The following is a 17651-nucleotide window of genomic DNA, read 5'->3' on the forward strand; positions in this document are numbered from 1 at the left end:
ACAAAATGGGAGATAAATTAAAGCCGAAAGCAACAGAGGAAAGTTTCACAAAAAATCATAAAAGGTTACTGTTAGGATCCGTATTTTTAATGGCGACATCTGCAATAGGGCCCGCTTTCTTAACTCAAACTGCAGTTTTTACAGCACAATTCACTGCAAGTTTTGCATTCGCCATTTTATTATCAATACTAATTGATATTGGTGCTCAAATTAATATTTGGAGAATATTAGTTGTTACTGGAAAACGTGGTCAAGAAGTTGCCAACGAAATTTTAGGAGGCCTTGGCACTTTCATTTCAATATTAATTGGTATTGGAGGACTTGCCTTTAATATTGGGAATATTGCTGGAGCTGGTTTAGGATTAAATGCAATTTTTGGAATAGACGTTAAAATTGGTGCGGCAATCACAGCAGTACTATCAATTGCGATTTTCATTAGTAAAAGTGGACAAAAAATAATGGATGTTGTAACAATGTTCTTAGGTGTATTAATGATTGCTGTAGTAGCGTTTGTTATGTTTAAAGCAAACCCACCATATTTAGAAGCAGCAACACATATGGTAATGCCAGAGCAACCACTTGCATTAGTGTTACCAATTATTACCTTAGTTGGTGGTACTGTAGGTGGATACATTACCTTTGCTGGTGCACACAGAATCTTAGATTCAGGTGTAGAAGGAAAATCATTTTTGCCGTTTGTTAATAAAGCTGCAGTAGCAGGGATTTTAACAACTGGTGTATTAAGAACACTATTATTCTTAGCGGTATTAGGTGTTGTGGTAACAGGTGTAACTTTAAACTCTGAGAACCCACCAGCATCAGTATTTGAACATGTGTTAGGTCCGATTGGTAGAAACATATTCGGTATTGTATTATTTGCTGCCGCTATGTCATCAGTGATTGGCTCTGCTTATACAAGTGCAACATTCTTGAAAACTTTACACAAATCTGTAAATAATAAAACAAATATTATTGTTATCACGTTTATAGTTGTATCTACACTCGTATTCTTGTTCTTAGGTAAGCCCGTTACATTATTAATTGTAGCAGGTGCGTTAAATGGTTTAATCTTACCAATAACATTAGGAACAATCCTAATCGCAAGTAAACGTAAATCTATCGTTGGTGACTATAAACACCCAACTTGGATGCTCGTATTTGGTATTATTGCAGTCATTGTTACGATTGTAACAGGGGTGTTCTCACTGCAAGGTTTAACAGAATTATGGGGATCTTAAGATTTCTATAGTGCATTAGTTAATGTTGTTCAAAAATGTCCCCGTGATACACTCGTGATACTATTATTTTGAAATAAGATTTAAATTTAGAACTTATAGACTGTCGACATAAAACCTATGTTGACAGTTTTTTTATTATTGAAAATTTAGATTGTGCAAAAAATCGACTGTTTAATTACATTTATAATTAGCTCAAACATTTAACTATTTTATTTAATGTAGTATATTATAAAATGTATTGCTAAAATAGAATGTATTATATTTTATAGCTATGTTTTCAATAGTAAGGGATGTTTGAGATGGAAAGAATTATAGATTTTGTAATTGTACTTATTATTGGTATTGTACTCATATCATTAGTTTGTATGGCAATGGCAAGTGTGATGCCATTATTACGAATGACATGGCACAGTGTATATGAAACACCGAGAATGTCTTATGAGTTTCCTCGAAGATACTACTAATGTTAGGGAACTTTTAATGTTAAGTAATGTAATTTGAATGAATATTTGACCAGTTTGCAAAGATGGTCTATACTTTTTAAATTAATAAATTTTTCGAGGCAGATAAAAAATTGTTTTTATCTGTTTTTTACTGTAAAAAATAAATTCGATTATATTAATACTGTATGGAGATGAATGTGACTGAAATTGCATGAAATCAGCGGAAATATTGTATCTAAGATCGAGCTATGAATATAAATATGGTAGAATAGCAAAGGCTAGGATTTTAAGATGAGGTGAATTATAATGATAGGTATCATAGGTGCTATGGAAGAGGAAGTAGCAATCTTAAAAAATAAAATTAATGCATTAGAAGAAATAAAAATAGCGCATGTTATTTTTTATAAAGGACAATTAGAAGGTAAAGATATCGTTTTAACGCAAAGTGGAATTGGTAAAGTTAATGTTGCGATTTCTACAACGTTATTAATCGAACAGTTTAAACCCGATTTAATCATTAATACTGGTTCTGCAGGTGCATTAGACAAAGCGTTAAATGTTGGAGATGTCGTTGTAAGTGATCGTGTAATGTATCATGATGCAGATGCTAGAGCATTTGGATATGAATTGGGACAAATTCCACAAATGCCAGCAAGTTTCGATAGTGATAGTAATTTATTACAGAAGGCAACTGAGGCTATTAAAGAACAGCAATTAACTGCCAAGATTGGACTTATTGTCAGTGGTGATAGTTTTATTGGTACATTTGAACAACGTGCGACTATTAAGGAGAACTTTAAAGATGCATTGGCTGCAGAAATGGAAGCGACTGCAATAGCACAAACATGTTACCAGTTTAATTTACCATTTATTATCACGCGAGCGATTTCTGATTTAGCTGATGGAGATGCAGGTATTACTTTTGATGCATTTTTAGAAAAAGCAGCAATTTCATCAAGTGAAATTGTCGAACGTTTAATTAAATCTATATAAAAAGGTGAAAAGAAAATGGGTATGATAAAAAAATATTTTATGCCGAATGAATATGTACAATCAATATTCCAAATAGATATACAAAAACTTGCTGACTCAGGTATGAAAGGTATCATTACTGATTTAGATAACACACTTGTTGGTTGGGATGAAGCTGAACCAACAGATGCAGTTAAAAAATGGTTTAAAGATGTTAATGAAGCTGGTATGACGATTACAATAGTATCAAATAATAACGAACGTAGAGTAGCAAGCTTTTCAAAATCATTAGAAGTTGATTATATCTTTAAAGCTAGAAAACCTAGAGGTCGTGCTTTTAACCAAGCGGCACAATCAATGCAACTTGATCCTGCTGAAATTGTTGTTATTGGAGATCAAATGATGACTGATGTCTTTGGAGGAAATCGTCGAGGATTATTTACTATTATGGTAGTTCCGGTAAAACATACAGATGGTTTTATTACTAAATTCAACAGACTTGTCGAACGTCGTTTATTACAACATTTTAGAAAAAAAGGCTATATCACATGGGAGGAAAATTGATTGACTGAGACTGAATTATTAAAATGTATCGGTTGTGGTGCACCATTACAATCAGAAGATCCTGACGCACCTGGCTATGTACCAGAACATAATCTATTTCGCGAGGATGTTATATGTAAACGTTGCTTTAGATTGAAAAATTACAATGAAGTACAAGACGTGGGTTTAGACAGTGAGGACTTTTTAAATTTATTAAATGGTTTAGCTGATAAAAATGGCATAATTGTCAATGTGGTAGATGTATTTGACTTTGAAGGATCATTTATCAATGCTTTGAAAAGAATCGTAGGCAATAAGAAGATTATTTTAGCAGCTAATAAATTAGATTTATTACCAAAGCAAATTAATAAGCGTCGTGTTAAAGAATGGTTGAAAAAAACCGCAAGAAAATACGGCTTGGAAGCTGATGATGTTGTCCTTATTTCAGCGATGAAGAATGAAGGGATTGAAGAATTGTTAGAATCAATCAATAGTGTTCGTAAAAATGATGACGTTTATATCGTTGGAACGACAAATGTTGGGAAATCAACTTTGATTAATAAATTAATTGAACGTAGTGTAGGAGAAAAAGATGTCGTAACAACATCACGTTTCCCTGGTACAACTTTAGATATGATAGATATTCCATTAGATGAAACATCGTTCATGTTTGATACACCTGGTATTATTCAAGCGCATCAAATGACACACTTTGTGAGTGACAAAGAGCTTAAAACGATTATGCCGAAAAATGAAATTAAGCAGCGTGTTTATCAACTAAATGAAGATCAAACGTTATTCTTTGGTGGTTTAGCACGTATTGACTATGTAAGTGGTGGCAAACGTCCGTTAGTTTGTTATTTTTCAAATGAGTTAAATATACACAGAACCAAGACTGAAAAAGCAAATGAGCTATGGAAAAATCAAATTGGTTCATTATTAGCACCGCCGAATGATCCAAAGCAGTTTGATTTACAAAATATTAAAGCTGTACGTCTCGAAACGGGTAAAGAAAAGCGTGATGTGATGATTTCTGGACTTGGCTTTATCACAATTGATAAAGGTGCAAAGGTTATTGTCCGTGTACCTAAGAATGTTGATGTTATTTTAAGAAATTCAATTATGTAAGGGGGTAAATTATGAAATACGCGGTTATCGGAAATCCAATAGATCATTCATTATCACCTGCTATGCATAATGCGAATTTTGAAGCACTACATGATGAAGATGCATCTTATGAAGCAATTGATATACCCCAAGAAAAATTTCATTTAATTAAAGAAATAATAACTGAAAAGGGTATAGAAGCATTTAATGTTACAATTCCACATAAAGAAAATATCATTCCATATCTTGATGAAATTGATAGTCAATCTGAAACTGTAGGTGCAGTTAATACAGTCAAAATAGTGAATGATAAATGGATTGGTTATAACACTGATGGAATTGGGTATGTAACTGGATTAAAGCAAGTGTATCCCGATTTAGAGCATGCTTATATATTAATGCTTGGTGCTGGTGGTGCGAGTAAAGGAATTGCAAATGAACTAACTAAATATGTTCAACCAAAACTAACGGTTGCTAATAGAACGATGTCTCGATTTGATAATTGGAATTTAGATATAAATAAAATTTCACTGACTGATGCGGAATCTGCATTATCTGAATTTGACATTATTATAAATACGACCCCAGCGGGTATGAAAAGTAACAAAGAAATTCCAATAAATCTTGATAATTTAGCAGAACACACATTAGTAAGTGATATTGTTTATATTCCATTTAAAACACCGATATTAGAAAAAGCAGAAGAAAATGGCAATCCAATCCATAATGGTTTAGATATGTTTGTTTACCAAGGTGCTGAAAGTTTCAAGATTTGGACAGGAAAAATGCCTAATATTAAAGTTATGAAAGAAGCAGTATTAAAAAGGTTATAGAGGAGAATTTACAATGTTAACAGGTAAACAAAAAAGATTTTTAAGAAGTAAAGCTCATAATGTGGATCCAACTTTCCAAATAGGAAAATCTGGAATTAGTGACAATATGGTAACTCAAATAAAGGATACACTTGAAAATAGAGAATTGATTAAAATACATGTGTTACAAAATAATTTTGAAGATAAAAATGATTTGGCGCAGAGTTTAAGTGATGCAACTAAAAGTGAAATTGTACAAGTAATCGGGTCAATGATTGTATTATACAAAGAATCAACGGACAATAAACAAATTCAATTACCATAATGACAAAATCTATTGTAATCTACGGTGGGCAATTTAACCCGATTCATATAGCTCACATGGTTGTAGCTAGCGAAGTTAATCATGCGATAAAGCCAGATAAATTTATATTTTTACCAAGTTATATGTCGCCATTAAAAGTACAAGATGAATATTTAGATGCGAAATTTCGAGTTGAAATGATTAAGCGTACAATCGATGAACTCGGTTTCGGTGAAATATGTTTAGATGAAATAGAACGTAAAGGTCAAAGCTATACATTCGATACGATTTTGCAAATGTTGGAACGATATCCAACAGCAAAATTATATTTTGTAATAGGCACGGATCAGTATGATCAACTTGATAAATGGTATAGGATTGATGAACTAAAAGCCAAAATCACTTTTGTAATTGTTAATAGAGGCCAATCAACACAGGATGTTGAAGATGGTATGGTAGCAATTAATATTCCACGCATAGATATAAGTTCAACATTAATTAGGGAGAATGTGAAACGCAAGTACAATATTCAAGTACTTGTACCCTCAAGTGTAGAACATTATATACGAGAGGAAGGGTTATATGAAAATTGATCAAGCAATAGACATAGTAAAGGAAAAATTGCCGCAAAAGCGATTTGAGCATTCACTGAGAGTTGCAGAAACTGCTGTGAAACTAGCGGATATATATGACGGAGATAAAGATAAAGCAGAATTAGCAGGTATTTTACATGATTATTCAAAATATGATGATTTAGGTGAAATGTATCAAATCGTTACAAAATACAATCTAGATAGTAAATTATTAAGCTACGGTTCGGAAATTTTACACGGACCAGTATGCGCTGTTATTATGAAGGAAAAATATGGTGTATACGATGATGAAGTATTAAGTGCGATTGAATATCATACGACGGGTAGAGCACAAATGACAAAAACGGAAAAGCTTGTTTTTGTTGCTGATTACATTGAACCTGGACGTAAGACCCCAGGCGTTGAAGAAATTCGTGATTTAGCATACAATCAAGGTAGCTTAGATAAAACAATTTATGAAATATCTAAGCGCACTGTTATGTATTTGATTGGTAAAGATATCAATGTATTTGACGCGACGATTGCATGCTTGAATTATTACAATTATAGTGACGAAAGAGTAAAGGATGATTAAATGAATTCAGATCAATTATTAAACATTGCTGTCGAAGCAACTGAGAGTAAAAAAGCAGAAGATATAATTTCGTTGAAAATGCAAGGTATTAGTGATATGACGGATTACTTTGTAATATGCCATGGTAATAATGAACGACAAGTTCAATCAATTGCACGTGCTGTCAAAGAAGCGGCAAACGAGGCAGACATTGAAGTGAAACGTATGGAAGGTTTTAATGAAGCGAGATGGATTCTGATTGATTTAGCTGATGTTGTAATCCATGTATTCCATAAAGATGAAAGAGACTATTACAATATTGAGAAATTATATCAAGATGCACCGTTAGAAACATATGGACAGGCTGTTTATTAATTATGGTTCAATATGAAGAAATGAGTTTGTTCTATGATCAACTTACATTAGATCAACCCTATGATGCATGGTTAGATATTGTTCAAACGTATGCTAAAGATAACGCATCTATATTAGATATTGGTTGTGGAACAGGCAGTTTTACATCACTATTATCAACTTATAATGATGTCACGGGCATGGATTTAAGCGTTGATATGTTAGCGATGGCTTCACAAAAATCAACACATGTGAATTGGCTTGAAGGAGATATGACAGATTTTGATTTCAACAGACAATTTGACGTGATTACTATTTTTTGTGATTCATTAAATTATTTACAAGACCAAGATGATGTTATTGCTACATTTCAACATGTGAATAAGCATTTAATGGCTGATGGCGTGTTAATGTTTGATGTTCATACGACTCACAAAATGGATACACTTTTTAATAATCAGAGTTACATTGATGAGTCAGAAGATATTTATTTAGGATGGGAAGCTGTACAAGGTGAGGAAAAACATAGCGTATGGCATGATATGTCATTCTTTATTAAAAAAGAGAATGGACAATACGAACGCTTTAATGAATCACATTATCAAAGAACCTATTCTAAAAATGAATACATTGATATGCTAAAGCAAACTGGATTTACTAAGATAAAAACATTTGTAGACTTTGATATAAATAATAAAGATGATGAAAATGGGCACCGCTTGTTTTTTATTGTAAAAAAATAAAGTAAAAACACTCCTTGATACGTGTAATGTATTGAGGAGTGATTTTTTATGCTACCAATAATAGAACACATTAAATCGTTTGTATTAAAAAACCGCTATTTCTTAATTTGTATTTGTGTATTGTGCGTAATCATTATATTTTTATTATTGAGTAACTTTAATAATCAACAAGATATTGTTCAACATAAAGGAGATAACATTGAACATTTTGCAACAAATGATCTTCATAGCAATCAAACTAAAAGTTCAAATAAAGACAAATCAACTGATGCTAAACAAACTACGACTGTTTTTGTAGATTTAAAGGGTGCTGTTAAAAGACCGGATTTATATGAAATGAAAAGCACGGATCGGGTTAAGCAACTATTAGAAAAAGCAGGTGTTCAACGTGATGCTGATTTAAGTCAAATTAACCTTTCAGAAAAATTAGTAGATCAAAAGTTGATTTATATTCCCAAAAAAGGTGAAGTCTCACAACCTAATTTATCGAAATCACAAAATGAAAATAAAGTAAATAAGTCAACAAAAACTGACAATACAAAGATAAACTTAAATCTTGCTACGGAATCAGAATTACAAAACGTCCCTGGAATCGGTTCAAGTAAAGCTAAGGCTATTATTGAGTATAGAAATGAAAATGGTGCTTTTACTACAGTTGAAGATTTAAAGAAAGTAAATGGGATTGGCGTAAAAACATTTGAAAAGTTACGAGAATATTTTATCGTATAGATTTTTGTTGAAATCTGTCATAATAGAAATAAATCTATAATAAAATCGACATTGGAGGAAACATCATGGATCGCATAAAATGGGAAGAATATTTTATGGCACAAAGTCATTTATTAGCATTAAGGTCAACATGTGAACGTTTATCGGTTGGGGCAACAATTGTAAAGGATAATCGTATAATAGCAGGTGGGTATAATGGATCAGTGTCAGGAGAAGTACATTGTATAGATGAAGGTTGTCTTATTCAAGACGGACATTGTATTAGAACAATACATGCAGAAATGAACGCTTTACTTCAATGTGCGAAGCAGGGCGTTTCTACTGAAGATGCAACAATATATGTTACCCATTTCCCTTGTTTGAATTGCACAAAATCAATAATCCAAGCAGGAATTAAGACTATTTACTATGCGGAAGACTATCACAACCATGAATATGCATTAAAGCTATTAGATCAATCTGGTATTATTTATAAAAAAATTCCGTTTAATCAGCATCATGTAGCTCAATATTTAGTCAATAAATCATAATTTGATATATTATGCTATAGCGTATTTAGTTGGCGTATTATGGCTACATGTTAAGTTGATCTCGGTATTTCTATTTTTAATTTTATTGTTTATTGCTATTAATAAGAAGTTCAGCATTTTTAAAATAGTTATACTTATATTGATACCATTTGCTAGCTTTATTTTATTTTACAATCATTATGTACATAGCAAAGCCGAACATTACCAAATGTCCAATAAAAAACTAGAACATGACCAAGTCACTTTTCTTGGACATTTGTCACTTGATAATAAAAAAGTGACTGGTAAGTTACGCTATGACAACAAAGAATTTAAATTTTCATATTTTAATAACAGTGAAATAAATCCGATAAAATCAAATAGCATTGTGAACAAGACTTGTCGTATTAATGCAGAAATAAAGCCATTCAAGTATCACTTTTATAATAAAGCGCATATGCTTATTAAAAAAATCGACTTAGCAAGTTGTTATACTTCAAAGAACAATGTTGTGACCAGTTTGCTAGATAACCATAAATTATTTTTAGAACAGAGGTTATCTACATTACACTTTAAAAATACAGATCGTATTTTAGCATTAATTACTGGTGATACTACCATTATTAATGAACATTATTTAGAGAAATTGAAGGAAACTGGTATTTATCATTTATCTGCTGTTAGTGGTACACATATTGCTATTTTGATATTTGTCATAAGTTTTATGTTAAATCGATTGAAAATACCAATAATATTAATTAAAGTTACATTGATTGTTGTCTTGACTGGCTATTTATTTTATACAAATTTTATTCCAAGTGCGACGAGAGCAATACTGACAGCAATCATTGTAATTAGCCTTCCTAAGCGTGTTATTGACAACTCAATGGACATATTAGGGCTTGCTTTTATCGTATTATCAACGGTCAATCCTTCTTATATTTATAATATTGGCTTTCAGTTTTCATTTTTTATCTCATTTTTAATTTTATTTTCACTCCCTCTTTTAAAAAAATTATCTTTTTTAACTTCACTATTCACCTTGACCACCATTGCCCAACTTGGTGGGATGATCATCAGTATATTTAACTTTAACCAAATTCAATGGATTGGTTTAATTTCGAACTTAATTTTTGTTCCTTTCTATAGTTTTATTTTCTTTCCCTTTATAATACTCATATTTATAACACTTCATTTGCCTTTCCAATTTAATTTTATCTCCACTGTATTCAATGCAATAGTTATAGTCCATGATGTTATTTTAGACATATTTTATAAGTTAAATCGATTCAAATGGTATGTAGCTGATTTAAATGAAATTACTAAATTAATAGTTATTATACTAGTTTTGATGACTATAATACTGTTGGTCAATAAACGGTTTAAATATATTATCATTACACTAACTTTACTTTGTTTTATATTATCGACTATTCCATTCCAAAAAACAGACCAATTAACTATGTTAGATGTTGGTCAAGGTGATGCGATCCTTTTTGAAACATCTAAGAATAAAAATATATTAATTGATACAGGGGGGAATATTAATCAAGATCATTCAGAATATAATTATCAAATATCAAAATATAAAGTACTTCCAATATTTAAAAAAAGAGGAATATCCCAATTGGATTATGTTATTATTACACACCCACATTTAGACCATATGGGCGAGTTACCTTATTTGATAGAGACAATTAAAATAAAGCATATAATTATAGATAAAAAAAGTTTTACGCGTCAGCAGCTCTCGAAGTTGGAAATACAATGTCATCAGTATAAAATTCAGCTTTTAGATTTTCGTCAACACCCACAATTATTTTTTGGAGATGTATCTATTAATCTGATAGATACAATTATAGAAAATTCAGTTGATTTAAATGAGCACTCAATTATTACTTACATACGCGTTAATGGACATAGTATATTGCTAATGGGTGATGCAACGTCAAATAACGAAAGTATATTTTTGCAAAACTATAATATTTCAAATGTCGATATTTTGAAGATAGGTCATCATGGAAGTAAGACAAGTTCGACCACTGCTTTTATTGACAAGATACATCCTAAAGTGAGCTTGATTTCAGCAGGTAAAAATAATATGTATCATTTACCTAACAAAGAGGTGGTTGATAGATTGAATGCCATACATACAAATTTATTTCAGACCAGTGAATCAGGTAATGTCACAATAACGTTACATGATGAATTGAAAATTTATACTGATGTAATCAAATAAATATCACTAGTTAGTAGAAAATTGACATGATATAATATTGAAATGTGTAATGGATAAGAAAGGAAGCTATAAATGAGTGAAAATATCGTAACGATATATGGTGAAGTATCAGAATTAATAGAAAAGAAATCTGCCGAGTTAATTGACCAGTATTTACAGCAACCTAAAGATGATTTTAATTTCGTGAAATTCAACTTATATGAGACTGATTTATCAGCCATTATTGAAGAATCATTAACAATGCCTTTCTTTTCAGATAAAAAAGTAGTTCTTGTACAAAATGCTTACGTTTTTACTGGTGAAAAACCACCTAAAGATATGAGTCCGAATATTGAGCAATTAATCGAATTTATTGAAAAATATGACGGTGAAACATTAATCATTTTTGAGGTATATCAAGGGAAATTAGATGAACGAAAAAAATTAGTGAAAACGTTAAAGAAAAGTGCACAAATAAAAAAGATAGAGCAAATGTCAGAAGATGAAATTAAGCAATGGATAAAAAATGAATTGCATGAAAATTATAAAGACATAAAGCAAGATGCTTTAGATTTATTTATCGAGCTAACAGGTATTCAATTTAATATTGTTAAACAAGAAATTGGAAAATTAGTGCTGTTTTTAGAAGATAGGCCGACAATTAATAAACAAGATGTAGATCAAATAGTAAATAGAAGTTTGGAACAAAATGTATTTTTATTAACTGAATATATACAGAAGAATAATAAAGCCAAAGCGATACAATTAGTAAAAGATTTAATCGCTATGAAAGAAGAACCAATAAAGTTGTTAGCATTAATTACTAGCAATTATAGGTTGTTTTACCAAAGTAAGATTTTAAGTCAAAAAGGCTATAGTGGACAGCAAATTGCTAAAACGATATCTGTGCATCCATATAGAGTGAAACTTGCATTGAATCAAGCTAGACATTATCAGCTTGAAAGTTTATTAAATATTATGGATAGTTGTGCTGAAACAGATTACAAATTAAAGTCATCTTATATGGATAAACAACTAATATTAGAATTATTTATCTTATCTTTGTAGTGACGATTAAATCAGTAATCATTTAAATACGAAAATAATCTTGTTTAAAATAGAATATAAAAAAAGTTCAAGCCGAGGCTTGAACTTTTTATTATTTACCAGCTGTCATTAATGATGATTTGATACGAGCAGCTTTGTTTTTGTGGATTAAGTTGCTTTGTGCAGCTTTATCTACTTTTTTCAAAGCGAAACTTACTAAGTCAGCTTTGTTATCAGCGTTAGCTTCTGTAGCTGATTTAGCTCTCTTAACTGCTGTACGCATTTCATTTTTTTGAGAAATGTTACGCTCCTCAGCAGTGTGAGTTGTTTTAACACGTTTAATTGCAGATTTAATGTTTGGCATGTGTGTCACCTCCTAAAAGTGATCTTCGCTATCAAATTTAATTTGATTACAACAAGAAATATTTTATCAAAATGACGCAGTTTCTGCAATCATTTATTTAGCAAAGTGGATAAAATCCCTGTTTATAAATAAGTTAGCTACAAATATATACTTTGTAAGTCATATAATATATGCTATAAGTAAGTGACGCAAGACGTATTACAAATTAAAGAATAAGCTCTATACCTATATGAAGTTTGCAATTGTAAGCTAAAAACGTTATTATATCAAAGAATGTCATACATATTTACGGGCTAGAATTATGAAAGTGAGAAGGATAATACATGGATAAACAAGAACGTTTAGATAGACGTAAAAATATAAGAAACTTTTCTATTATCGCACATATCGACCATGGTAAATCTACGTTAGCTGATAGGATTTTAGAAAATACTAAATCGGTTGAAACAAGAGAAATGCAAGATCAATTGCTTGATTCAATGGATTTAGAAAGAGAACGTGGAATCACAATAAAATTAAATGCAGTTAGGTTAAAGTATGAGGCTAAAGATGGCGAAACTTATACCTTTCATCTGATTGACACACCAGGACACGTCGATTTCACATATGAAGTGTCAAGGTCATTAGCTGCTTGTGAAGGGGCTATTTTAGTAGTTGATTCGGCACAAGGTATCGAAGCTCAAACACTTGCTAACGTGTATTTAGCATTAGATAATGATTTGGAATTACTACCTGTAATCAATAAAATTGATTTGCCTGCAGCTGAGCCTGAAAGAGTTAAACAAGAATTAGAAGATGTCATTGGTATTGATAAAGATGAAGTCGTACTAGCTAGTGCAAAATCAAATATTGGCATTGAGGATATTTTAGAAAAAATTGTCGAGGTCATTCCACCGCCTGAAGGTGACCCTGAAGCGCCGTTGAAAGCATTGATTTTTGATTCGGAATATGACCCATATAGAGGCGTGATATCTTCTATCCGAGTTATGGAGGGTGTTGTAAAAGCTGGTGACCGCATTAAGATGATGGCTACTGGTAAAGAGTTTGAAGTAACAGAAGTAGGTATTAACACACCTAAACAACTGCCGGTTGAAGAATTGACAGTTGGAGATGTTGGTTATATTATTGCAAGCATTAAAAATGTGGACGATTCTCGTGTTGGTGATACGATTACACATGCAGAAAGACCAGCCGCTAATGCCTTACAAGGTTATAAAAAAATGAATCCAATGGTATTCTGCGGACTATTCCCAATCGATAACAAAGATTACAATGATTTACGTGAAGCTTTAGAAAAATTACAGCTTAATGATGCTTCATTAGAATTCGAACCTGAATCTTCACAAGCATTAGGTTTTGGTTATCGAACAGGATTTTTAGGTATGTTACACATGGAAATTATCCAAGAACGAATAGAACGTGAATTTGGAATTGAGTTAATTGCGACAGCACCATCTGTTATTTATCAATGTATAATGAAATCTGGTGAAGAGGTTGCAGTTGATAATCCTGCGCATATGCCTGAAAGAGATAAAATAGATAAAATTTATGAACCATTTGTTAGAGCTACAATGATGGTTCCAAATGATTATGTTGGTGCTGTTATGGAATTATGCCAACGTAAACGAGGACAATTTGTAAATATGGAATATATGGATGATATTCGTGTGAATATTATTTATGAAATCCCATTATCTGAAGTGGTATTTGATTTCTTTGACCAACTTAAATCTAATACAAAAGGGTATGCTTCTTTTGATTATGAATTTATTGATAACAAAGAGAGCAATTTAGTGAAAATGGATATTTTATTAAACGGTGATAAAGTTGATGCTTTAAGCTTTATTGTTCACAAAGACTTTGCCTATGAAAGAGGTAAGGCATTAGTTGAAAAATTAAAAACACTAATTCCACGACAACAGTTTGAAGTTCCTGTTCAAGCTGCAGTAGGTCAAAAAATTGTTGCACGAACTAATATTAAATCAATGGGTAAAAATGTACTCTCAAAATGTTACGGCGGCGACATCAGTCGTAAGAGAAAATTATTAGAAAAGCAAAAAGCCGGTAAAGCAAAAATGAAAGCAGTAGGTAACGTAGAAATACCTCAAGATGCATTTTTAGCTGTTCTTAAGATGGACGAAGATTAATAATAGATAGATTGGGGCCTTAAATCCAAACGATTTATGCCCCAGTTTTTTGTGTTCTTCACATAAGCTTGATAAATGAAAGAAGGTGAGCGCGTTATGGACGTTAAAAGTGCATATATTCACATTCCTTTTTGTGTGAGAATATGTACATATTGTGATTTCAATAAGTATTATATTCAAAATCAACCCGTTGATACGTATATTGATTGTTTAATCAAAGAAATGGAAAACAGTGAAGTGCGGGAATTAGAAACTGTTTTTGTTGGTGGTGGAACGCCAACGGCACTAAATATGCAACAATTAGATAGATTGTTAAAAGCAATAACTTCTATTTTTACAATAAAAGGGGAATTTAGCTTTGAAGCAAATCCGGATGAACTAACATTAGAAAAGGTGCAATTGCTAAAAGATTACGGCGTTAATAGGTTGTCGATGGGGGTTCAAACGTTCAAGCCAGAACTGCTAGACATTTTAGGTCGTACTCATAAGACAGAGGATATCTATCAATCTGTAGAAAATGCAAGGTCAGTTGGTATTGAATCAATAAGTTTAGATTTAATGTATCATCTACCAAAGCAAACTTTAGAAGATTTTAAAGATAGCTTAGAACGTGCACTTGCTATGGATATTGATCATATTTCTAGTTATGGATTGATTTTAGAGCCGAAAACTCAGTTTTATAACATGTATCGAAAAGGTCAATTACAGGTTCCGAATGAAGATATAGGTGAAGAAATGTATGAGTATCTATTAGAAAGAATGTCGAAATCAGAGATGCATCAATATGAGATTTCTAACTTTGGGAAACGTAATCATGAATCTGAACACAATAAAGTTTATTGGAAAAACGAGGGATACTATGGATTTGGTGCAGGGGCAAGTGGTTATGTCAATGGCGAACGCTATAACAATGTGAATCCTGTGAATCATTATATAAAAAAAATAGAAAATAATGAGCGTCCTTTATTAGATTCTACTTTTCCAACTCAAACTGAACAGATGGAAGAGGAAATGTTTTTAGGTTTAAGAATGAATAAAGGTGTTAGCAAACAAAGATTTAATGAAAAATTTGACCAACCTATAGAACAAGTCTATGGTCAAACGATTAAAGATTTAATTTCAAAAGATTTACTTTTTGAAAAGGATGGATATATAGCCATGACAGAGCGAGGTAAGGTCATTGGCAATACCGTTTTTGAGTCTTTTTTATTAAATGTATAAAAAATAATGCTTTAACATTGACTTACTTTGACCAATTTGATAAATTATAATTAGCACTTGAAACAAAAGAGTGCTAATGAGGTGAAAGCATGATTAGTGATAGACAATTAAGCATTCTTAATGCAATTGTTGAAGATTATGTTGATTTAGGACATCCAATTGGTTCAAAGACTTTGATAGAACGACACAAATTAAATGTAAGTCCTGCTACGATTAGAAATGAGATGAAATATCTAGAAGACTTACAGTTAATAGAAAAGACGCACAGTTCGTCTGGTCGTTCACCATCTGAGGTTGGGATAAGGTATTATGTGAATCAATTATTGCAACAAACATCTCATCAACAACAAACAAAAATCCAACGTTTAAACGAATTATTAGTTAGCAATCATTATGATATTTCATCAGCGTTAAGCGCATTTGCAGATGAATTGTCAGTTGCATCACAATATACAACGTTGGTAATGCGTCCAAATCATAAAAAAGATATTATTAATAATATTCACTTGATTCGTGCCAATGACTATTTGATTATTATGGTTGTTGTGTTTACATCAGGCCATGTTGAACATCTACATTTAGCATCTCAAGTTCCATTAACAAATGATGAGTTAACTAAAATTTCTAATTTTGTGAGTGAGAAGTATCAAGAATGGAACAAGACTGAATTTGAAAATGAATTAAATAGTTTTGTTAAGACAACGCTAGAAAAAGAATTTATTAAGGATATGCTAAATACAATAGAAGTTCATTTTGATGATCAAAGTAATGGCATTTTTATGGGTGGAAAGGTTAAACTAATTGATGCATTAAATGAATCAAATGTTTCGTCAATTCAACCTATCTTACAATATATCGAATCAAATAAAATCGCTCAATTACTTGATGATATGACCAATGCTTCAATAAATGTTAGAATCGGTCATGAAATTGAATCATCTTTGAGTGATATATCTATTGTCACAAGTGAATATCACATTGATGATAGATTGAAAGGGAAGATAGCAGTAATTGGACCGACAGCGATGAATTACCAAAATGTTATCAGATTGCTTAACACAATTTGGTGATTTTTTAAATATGTATTGGAGGGCAGACAATGACAGAAAAAAATGAATCAGTCTTTGATCAAACTGAGGAAAAAGACCAAACGACTAATGATGAACAGTCAGTGGAAAATGAATCAGTTAATCAAACTGATGAGTCAACAGAACAGGCACAAGAAAATCTGCAGGATGACAATACAGAAGATACGAATACAGATGTAGATCCTAAAGATGAAGAAATTCAACAATTGAAAAAAGATGTGCAAGAAAATGAAGAAAAATATTTAAGATTATATGCAGAATTCGAAAATTATAAACGTAGAATTCAAAAAGAAAATCAAACAATGAGAACTTATAAATCTCAAGATGTGCTAAACGATATTTTACCTACGTTGGATAATATCGAACGAGCATTACAAATAGATGGTGAAGATGAACAATTCAAAGCGCTGAAAAAAGGTGTAGAAATGGTTCATGAAAGTTTATTAAATGCTTTAAATAATAATGGTTTAGAAAAAATTGAAACAGAAGGTCAAGCATTTGATCCAAATGTACACCAAGCAGTAGTTCAAGATGATAATCCTGATTTTGAATCAGGGCAAATCACTCAAGAATTACAAAGTGGTTATAAATTGAAAGATAGAGTGTTAAGACCTTCAATGGTTAAAGTAAATCAATAATATTTGATGAAAATACCCAATTTTATAA

At 31.4% G+C, this 17651-nt stretch carries 20 protein-coding genes; 19 read left to right on the forward strand and 1 reads right to left on the reverse strand.

Annotation, left to right across the window (positions count from 1 at the left end; genetic code table 11):
- Window positions 1–5 precede the first annotated feature (5 nt).
- The 15 genes from SH09_RS05040 (at window position 6) to holA (ending at window position 12186) form a co-directional block, all read left to right on the forward strand.
- Window positions 6–1238 (forward strand): NRAMP family divalent metal transporter, encoded by a 1233-nt coding sequence (locus SH09_RS05040; protein WP_042738534.1) that lies wholly within the window; start codon window positions 6–8, stop codon window positions 1236–1238.
- A gap of 299 nt (window positions 1239–1537) precedes the next feature.
- Window positions 1538–1702 carry a hypothetical protein gene (locus SH09_RS16565; protein ID WP_157946391.1) on the forward strand — a complete coding sequence of 55 codons (165 nt, stop codon included), beginning with the start codon at window positions 1538–1540 and terminating at the stop codon, window positions 1700–1702.
- Window positions 1703–1987: 285 nt separating this feature from the next.
- Entirely contained in the window at window positions 1988–2674 is a 687-nt protein-coding gene (mtnN, locus tag SH09_RS05045; protein WP_042738535.1) for a 5'-methylthioadenosine/S-adenosylhomocysteine nucleosidase, read from the forward strand.
- A 15-nt stretch (window positions 2675–2689) separates the two neighbouring features.
- Complete coding sequence (locus tag SH09_RS05050; RefSeq protein WP_042738536.1) at window positions 2690–3217, forward strand: YqeG family HAD IIIA-type phosphatase; 528 nt, start codon at window positions 2690–2692, stop codon at window positions 3215–3217.
- Window positions 3218–4324, forward strand: coding sequence for a ribosome biogenesis GTPase YqeH (yqeH, locus tag SH09_RS05055; RefSeq protein WP_042738537.1), 1107 nt, complete (start codon window positions 3218–3220; stop codon window positions 4322–4324).
- 11 nt (window positions 4325–4335) lie between these two features.
- Window positions 4336–5136, forward strand: coding sequence for a shikimate dehydrogenase (gene aroE / locus SH09_RS05060; protein ID WP_042738538.1), 801 nt, complete (start codon window positions 4336–4338; stop codon window positions 5134–5136).
- A gap of 13 nt (window positions 5137–5149) precedes the next feature.
- Window positions 5150–5440, forward strand: coding sequence for a ribosome assembly RNA-binding protein YhbY (gene yhbY / locus SH09_RS05065; RefSeq protein WP_042738539.1), 291 nt, complete (start codon window positions 5150–5152; stop codon window positions 5438–5440).
- Complete coding sequence (gene nadD / locus SH09_RS05070) at window positions 5440–6012, forward strand: nicotinate (nicotinamide) nucleotide adenylyltransferase (protein WP_042738540.1); 573 nt, start codon at window positions 5440–5442, stop codon at window positions 6010–6012. The genes yhbY and nadD overlap by 1 nt, the downstream gene beginning before the upstream one ends.
- Window positions 6002–6586 carry a bis(5'-nucleosyl)-tetraphosphatase (symmetrical) YqeK gene (gene yqeK / locus SH09_RS05075; RefSeq protein WP_042738541.1) on the forward strand — a complete coding sequence of 195 codons (585 nt, stop codon included), beginning with the start codon at window positions 6002–6004 and terminating at the stop codon, window positions 6584–6586. Before nadD ends, yqeK begins: the two co-directional genes overlap by 11 nt.
- The gene (gene rsfS / locus SH09_RS05080) at window positions 6587–6940 is read left to right on the forward strand and encodes a ribosome silencing factor (protein ID WP_042738542.1); all 354 of its coding nucleotides are present in this window, start codon (window positions 6587–6589) and stop codon (window positions 6938–6940) included.
- Window positions 6941–6942: 2 nt separating this feature from the next.
- Window positions 6943–7662, forward strand: coding sequence for a class I SAM-dependent DNA methyltransferase (locus SH09_RS05085; protein WP_042738543.1), 720 nt, complete (start codon window positions 6943–6945; stop codon window positions 7660–7662).
- A gap of 48 nt (window positions 7663–7710) precedes the next feature.
- Window positions 7711–8391 (forward strand): helix-hairpin-helix domain-containing protein, encoded by a 681-nt coding sequence (locus SH09_RS05090; protein ID WP_042738544.1) that lies wholly within the window; start codon window positions 7711–7713, stop codon window positions 8389–8391.
- Between the two features lie 65 nt (window positions 8392–8456).
- Window positions 8457–8921, forward strand: coding sequence for a ComE operon protein 2 (locus tag SH09_RS05095; protein ID WP_042738545.1), 465 nt, complete (start codon window positions 8457–8459; stop codon window positions 8919–8921).
- Window positions 8922–9129: 208 nt separating this feature from the next.
- On the forward strand, window positions 9130–11139 hold the full coding sequence (locus SH09_RS05100) for a DNA internalization-related competence protein ComEC/Rec2 (protein ID WP_141639729.1): 2010 nt from the start codon (window positions 9130–9132) through the stop codon (window positions 11137–11139).
- Between the two features lie 72 nt (window positions 11140–11211).
- Window positions 11212–12186 carry a DNA polymerase III subunit delta gene (holA, locus tag SH09_RS05105; RefSeq protein ID WP_042738547.1) on the forward strand — a complete coding sequence of 325 codons (975 nt, stop codon included), beginning with the start codon at window positions 11212–11214 and terminating at the stop codon, window positions 12184–12186.
- A 91-nt stretch (window positions 12187–12277) separates the two neighbouring features.
- On the opposite strand, the gene rpsT is transcribed toward holA, so the two are convergent.
- Window positions 12278–12529, reverse strand: coding sequence for a 30S ribosomal protein S20 (gene rpsT / locus SH09_RS05110; RefSeq protein WP_042738548.1), 252 nt, complete (start codon window positions 12527–12529; stop codon window positions 12278–12280).
- 323 nt (window positions 12530–12852) lie between these two features.
- Between rpsT and lepA the strand changes: the two genes are divergently transcribed.
- From lepA to grpE, 4 genes are all read left to right on the forward strand, one after another.
- Window positions 12853–14676, forward strand: a complete 1824-nt coding sequence (lepA, locus tag SH09_RS05115) for a translation elongation factor 4 (RefSeq protein ID WP_042738549.1) — start codon at window positions 12853–12855, stop codon at window positions 14674–14676.
- Window positions 14677–14772: 96 nt separating this feature from the next.
- Window positions 14773–15897, forward strand: a complete 1125-nt coding sequence (gene hemW, locus SH09_RS05120; protein WP_042738550.1) for a radical SAM family heme chaperone HemW — start codon at window positions 14773–14775, stop codon at window positions 15895–15897.
- A gap of 89 nt (window positions 15898–15986) precedes the next feature.
- Window positions 15987–16967 carry a heat-inducible transcriptional repressor HrcA gene (hrcA, locus tag SH09_RS05125; RefSeq protein ID WP_042738551.1) on the forward strand — a complete coding sequence of 327 codons (981 nt, stop codon included), beginning with the start codon at window positions 15987–15989 and terminating at the stop codon, window positions 16965–16967.
- Window positions 16968–16996: 29 nt separating this feature from the next.
- Window positions 16997–17623 carry a nucleotide exchange factor GrpE gene (grpE, locus tag SH09_RS05130; RefSeq protein WP_042738552.1) on the forward strand — a complete coding sequence of 209 codons (627 nt, stop codon included), beginning with the start codon at window positions 16997–16999 and terminating at the stop codon, window positions 17621–17623.
- Window positions 17624–17651 lie beyond the last annotated feature (28 nt).

It is taken from the genome of Staphylococcus gallinarum (genome assembly GCF_000875895.1).
GTDB classification, from domain to species: Bacteria; Bacillota; Bacilli; order Staphylococcales; family Staphylococcaceae; genus Staphylococcus; species Staphylococcus gallinarum.

Bases quoted from the DNA above. Each gene is read 5' to 3' on its own strand.
- aroE (WP_042738538.1), top strand. From the start codon at position 4,336: ATGAAATACGCGGTTATCGGAAATCCAATAGATCATTCATTATCACCT.
- rpsT (WP_042738548.1), bottom strand. From the start codon at position 12,529: ATGCCAAACATTAAATCTGCAATTAAACGTGTTAAAACAACTCACACT.
- grpE (WP_042738552.1), top strand. From the start codon at position 16,997: ATGACAGAAAAAAATGAATCAGTCTTTGATCAAACTGAGGAAAAAGAC.
- SH09_RS05100 (WP_141639729.1), top strand. From the start codon at position 9,130: ATGTCCAATAAAAAACTAGAACATGACCAAGTCACTTTTCTTGGACAT.
- SH09_RS05085 (WP_042738543.1), top strand. From the start codon at position 6,943: ATGGTTCAATATGAAGAAATGAGTTTGTTCTATGATCAACTTACATTA.
- lepA (WP_042738549.1), top strand. From the start codon at position 12,853: ATGGATAAACAAGAACGTTTAGATAGACGTAAAAATATAAGAAACTTT.
- rsfS (WP_042738542.1), top strand. From the start codon at position 6,587: ATGAATTCAGATCAATTATTAAACATTGCTGTCGAAGCAACTGAGAGT.
- SH09_RS05090 (WP_042738544.1), top strand. From the start codon at position 7,711: ATGCTACCAATAATAGAACACATTAAATCGTTTGTATTAAAAAACCGC.
- yhbY (WP_042738539.1), top strand. From the start codon at position 5,150: ATGTTAACAGGTAAACAAAAAAGATTTTTAAGAAGTAAAGCTCATAAT.
- nadD (WP_042738540.1), top strand. From the start codon at position 5,440: ATGACAAAATCTATTGTAATCTACGGTGGGCAATTTAACCCGATTCAT.
- hrcA (WP_042738551.1), top strand. From the start codon at position 15,987: ATGATTAGTGATAGACAATTAAGCATTCTTAATGCAATTGTTGAAGAT.
- mtnN (WP_042738535.1), top strand. From the start codon at position 1,988: ATGATAGGTATCATAGGTGCTATGGAAGAGGAAGTAGCAATCTTAAAA.
- SH09_RS05050 (WP_042738536.1), top strand. From the start codon at position 2,690: ATGGGTATGATAAAAAAATATTTTATGCCGAATGAATATGTACAATCA.
- holA (WP_042738547.1), top strand. From the start codon at position 11,212: ATGAGTGAAAATATCGTAACGATATATGGTGAAGTATCAGAATTAATA.
- hemW (WP_042738550.1), top strand. From the start codon at position 14,773: ATGGACGTTAAAAGTGCATATATTCACATTCCTTTTTGTGTGAGAATA.
- SH09_RS05095 (WP_042738545.1), top strand. From the start codon at position 8,457: ATGGATCGCATAAAATGGGAAGAATATTTTATGGCACAAAGTCATTTA.
- yqeK (WP_042738541.1), top strand. From the start codon at position 6,002: ATGAAAATTGATCAAGCAATAGACATAGTAAAGGAAAAATTGCCGCAA.
- SH09_RS05040 (WP_042738534.1), top strand. From the start codon at position 6: ATGGGAGATAAATTAAAGCCGAAAGCAACAGAGGAAAGTTTCACAAAA.
- SH09_RS16565 (WP_157946391.1), top strand. From the start codon at position 1,538: ATGGAAAGAATTATAGATTTTGTAATTGTACTTATTATTGGTATTGTA.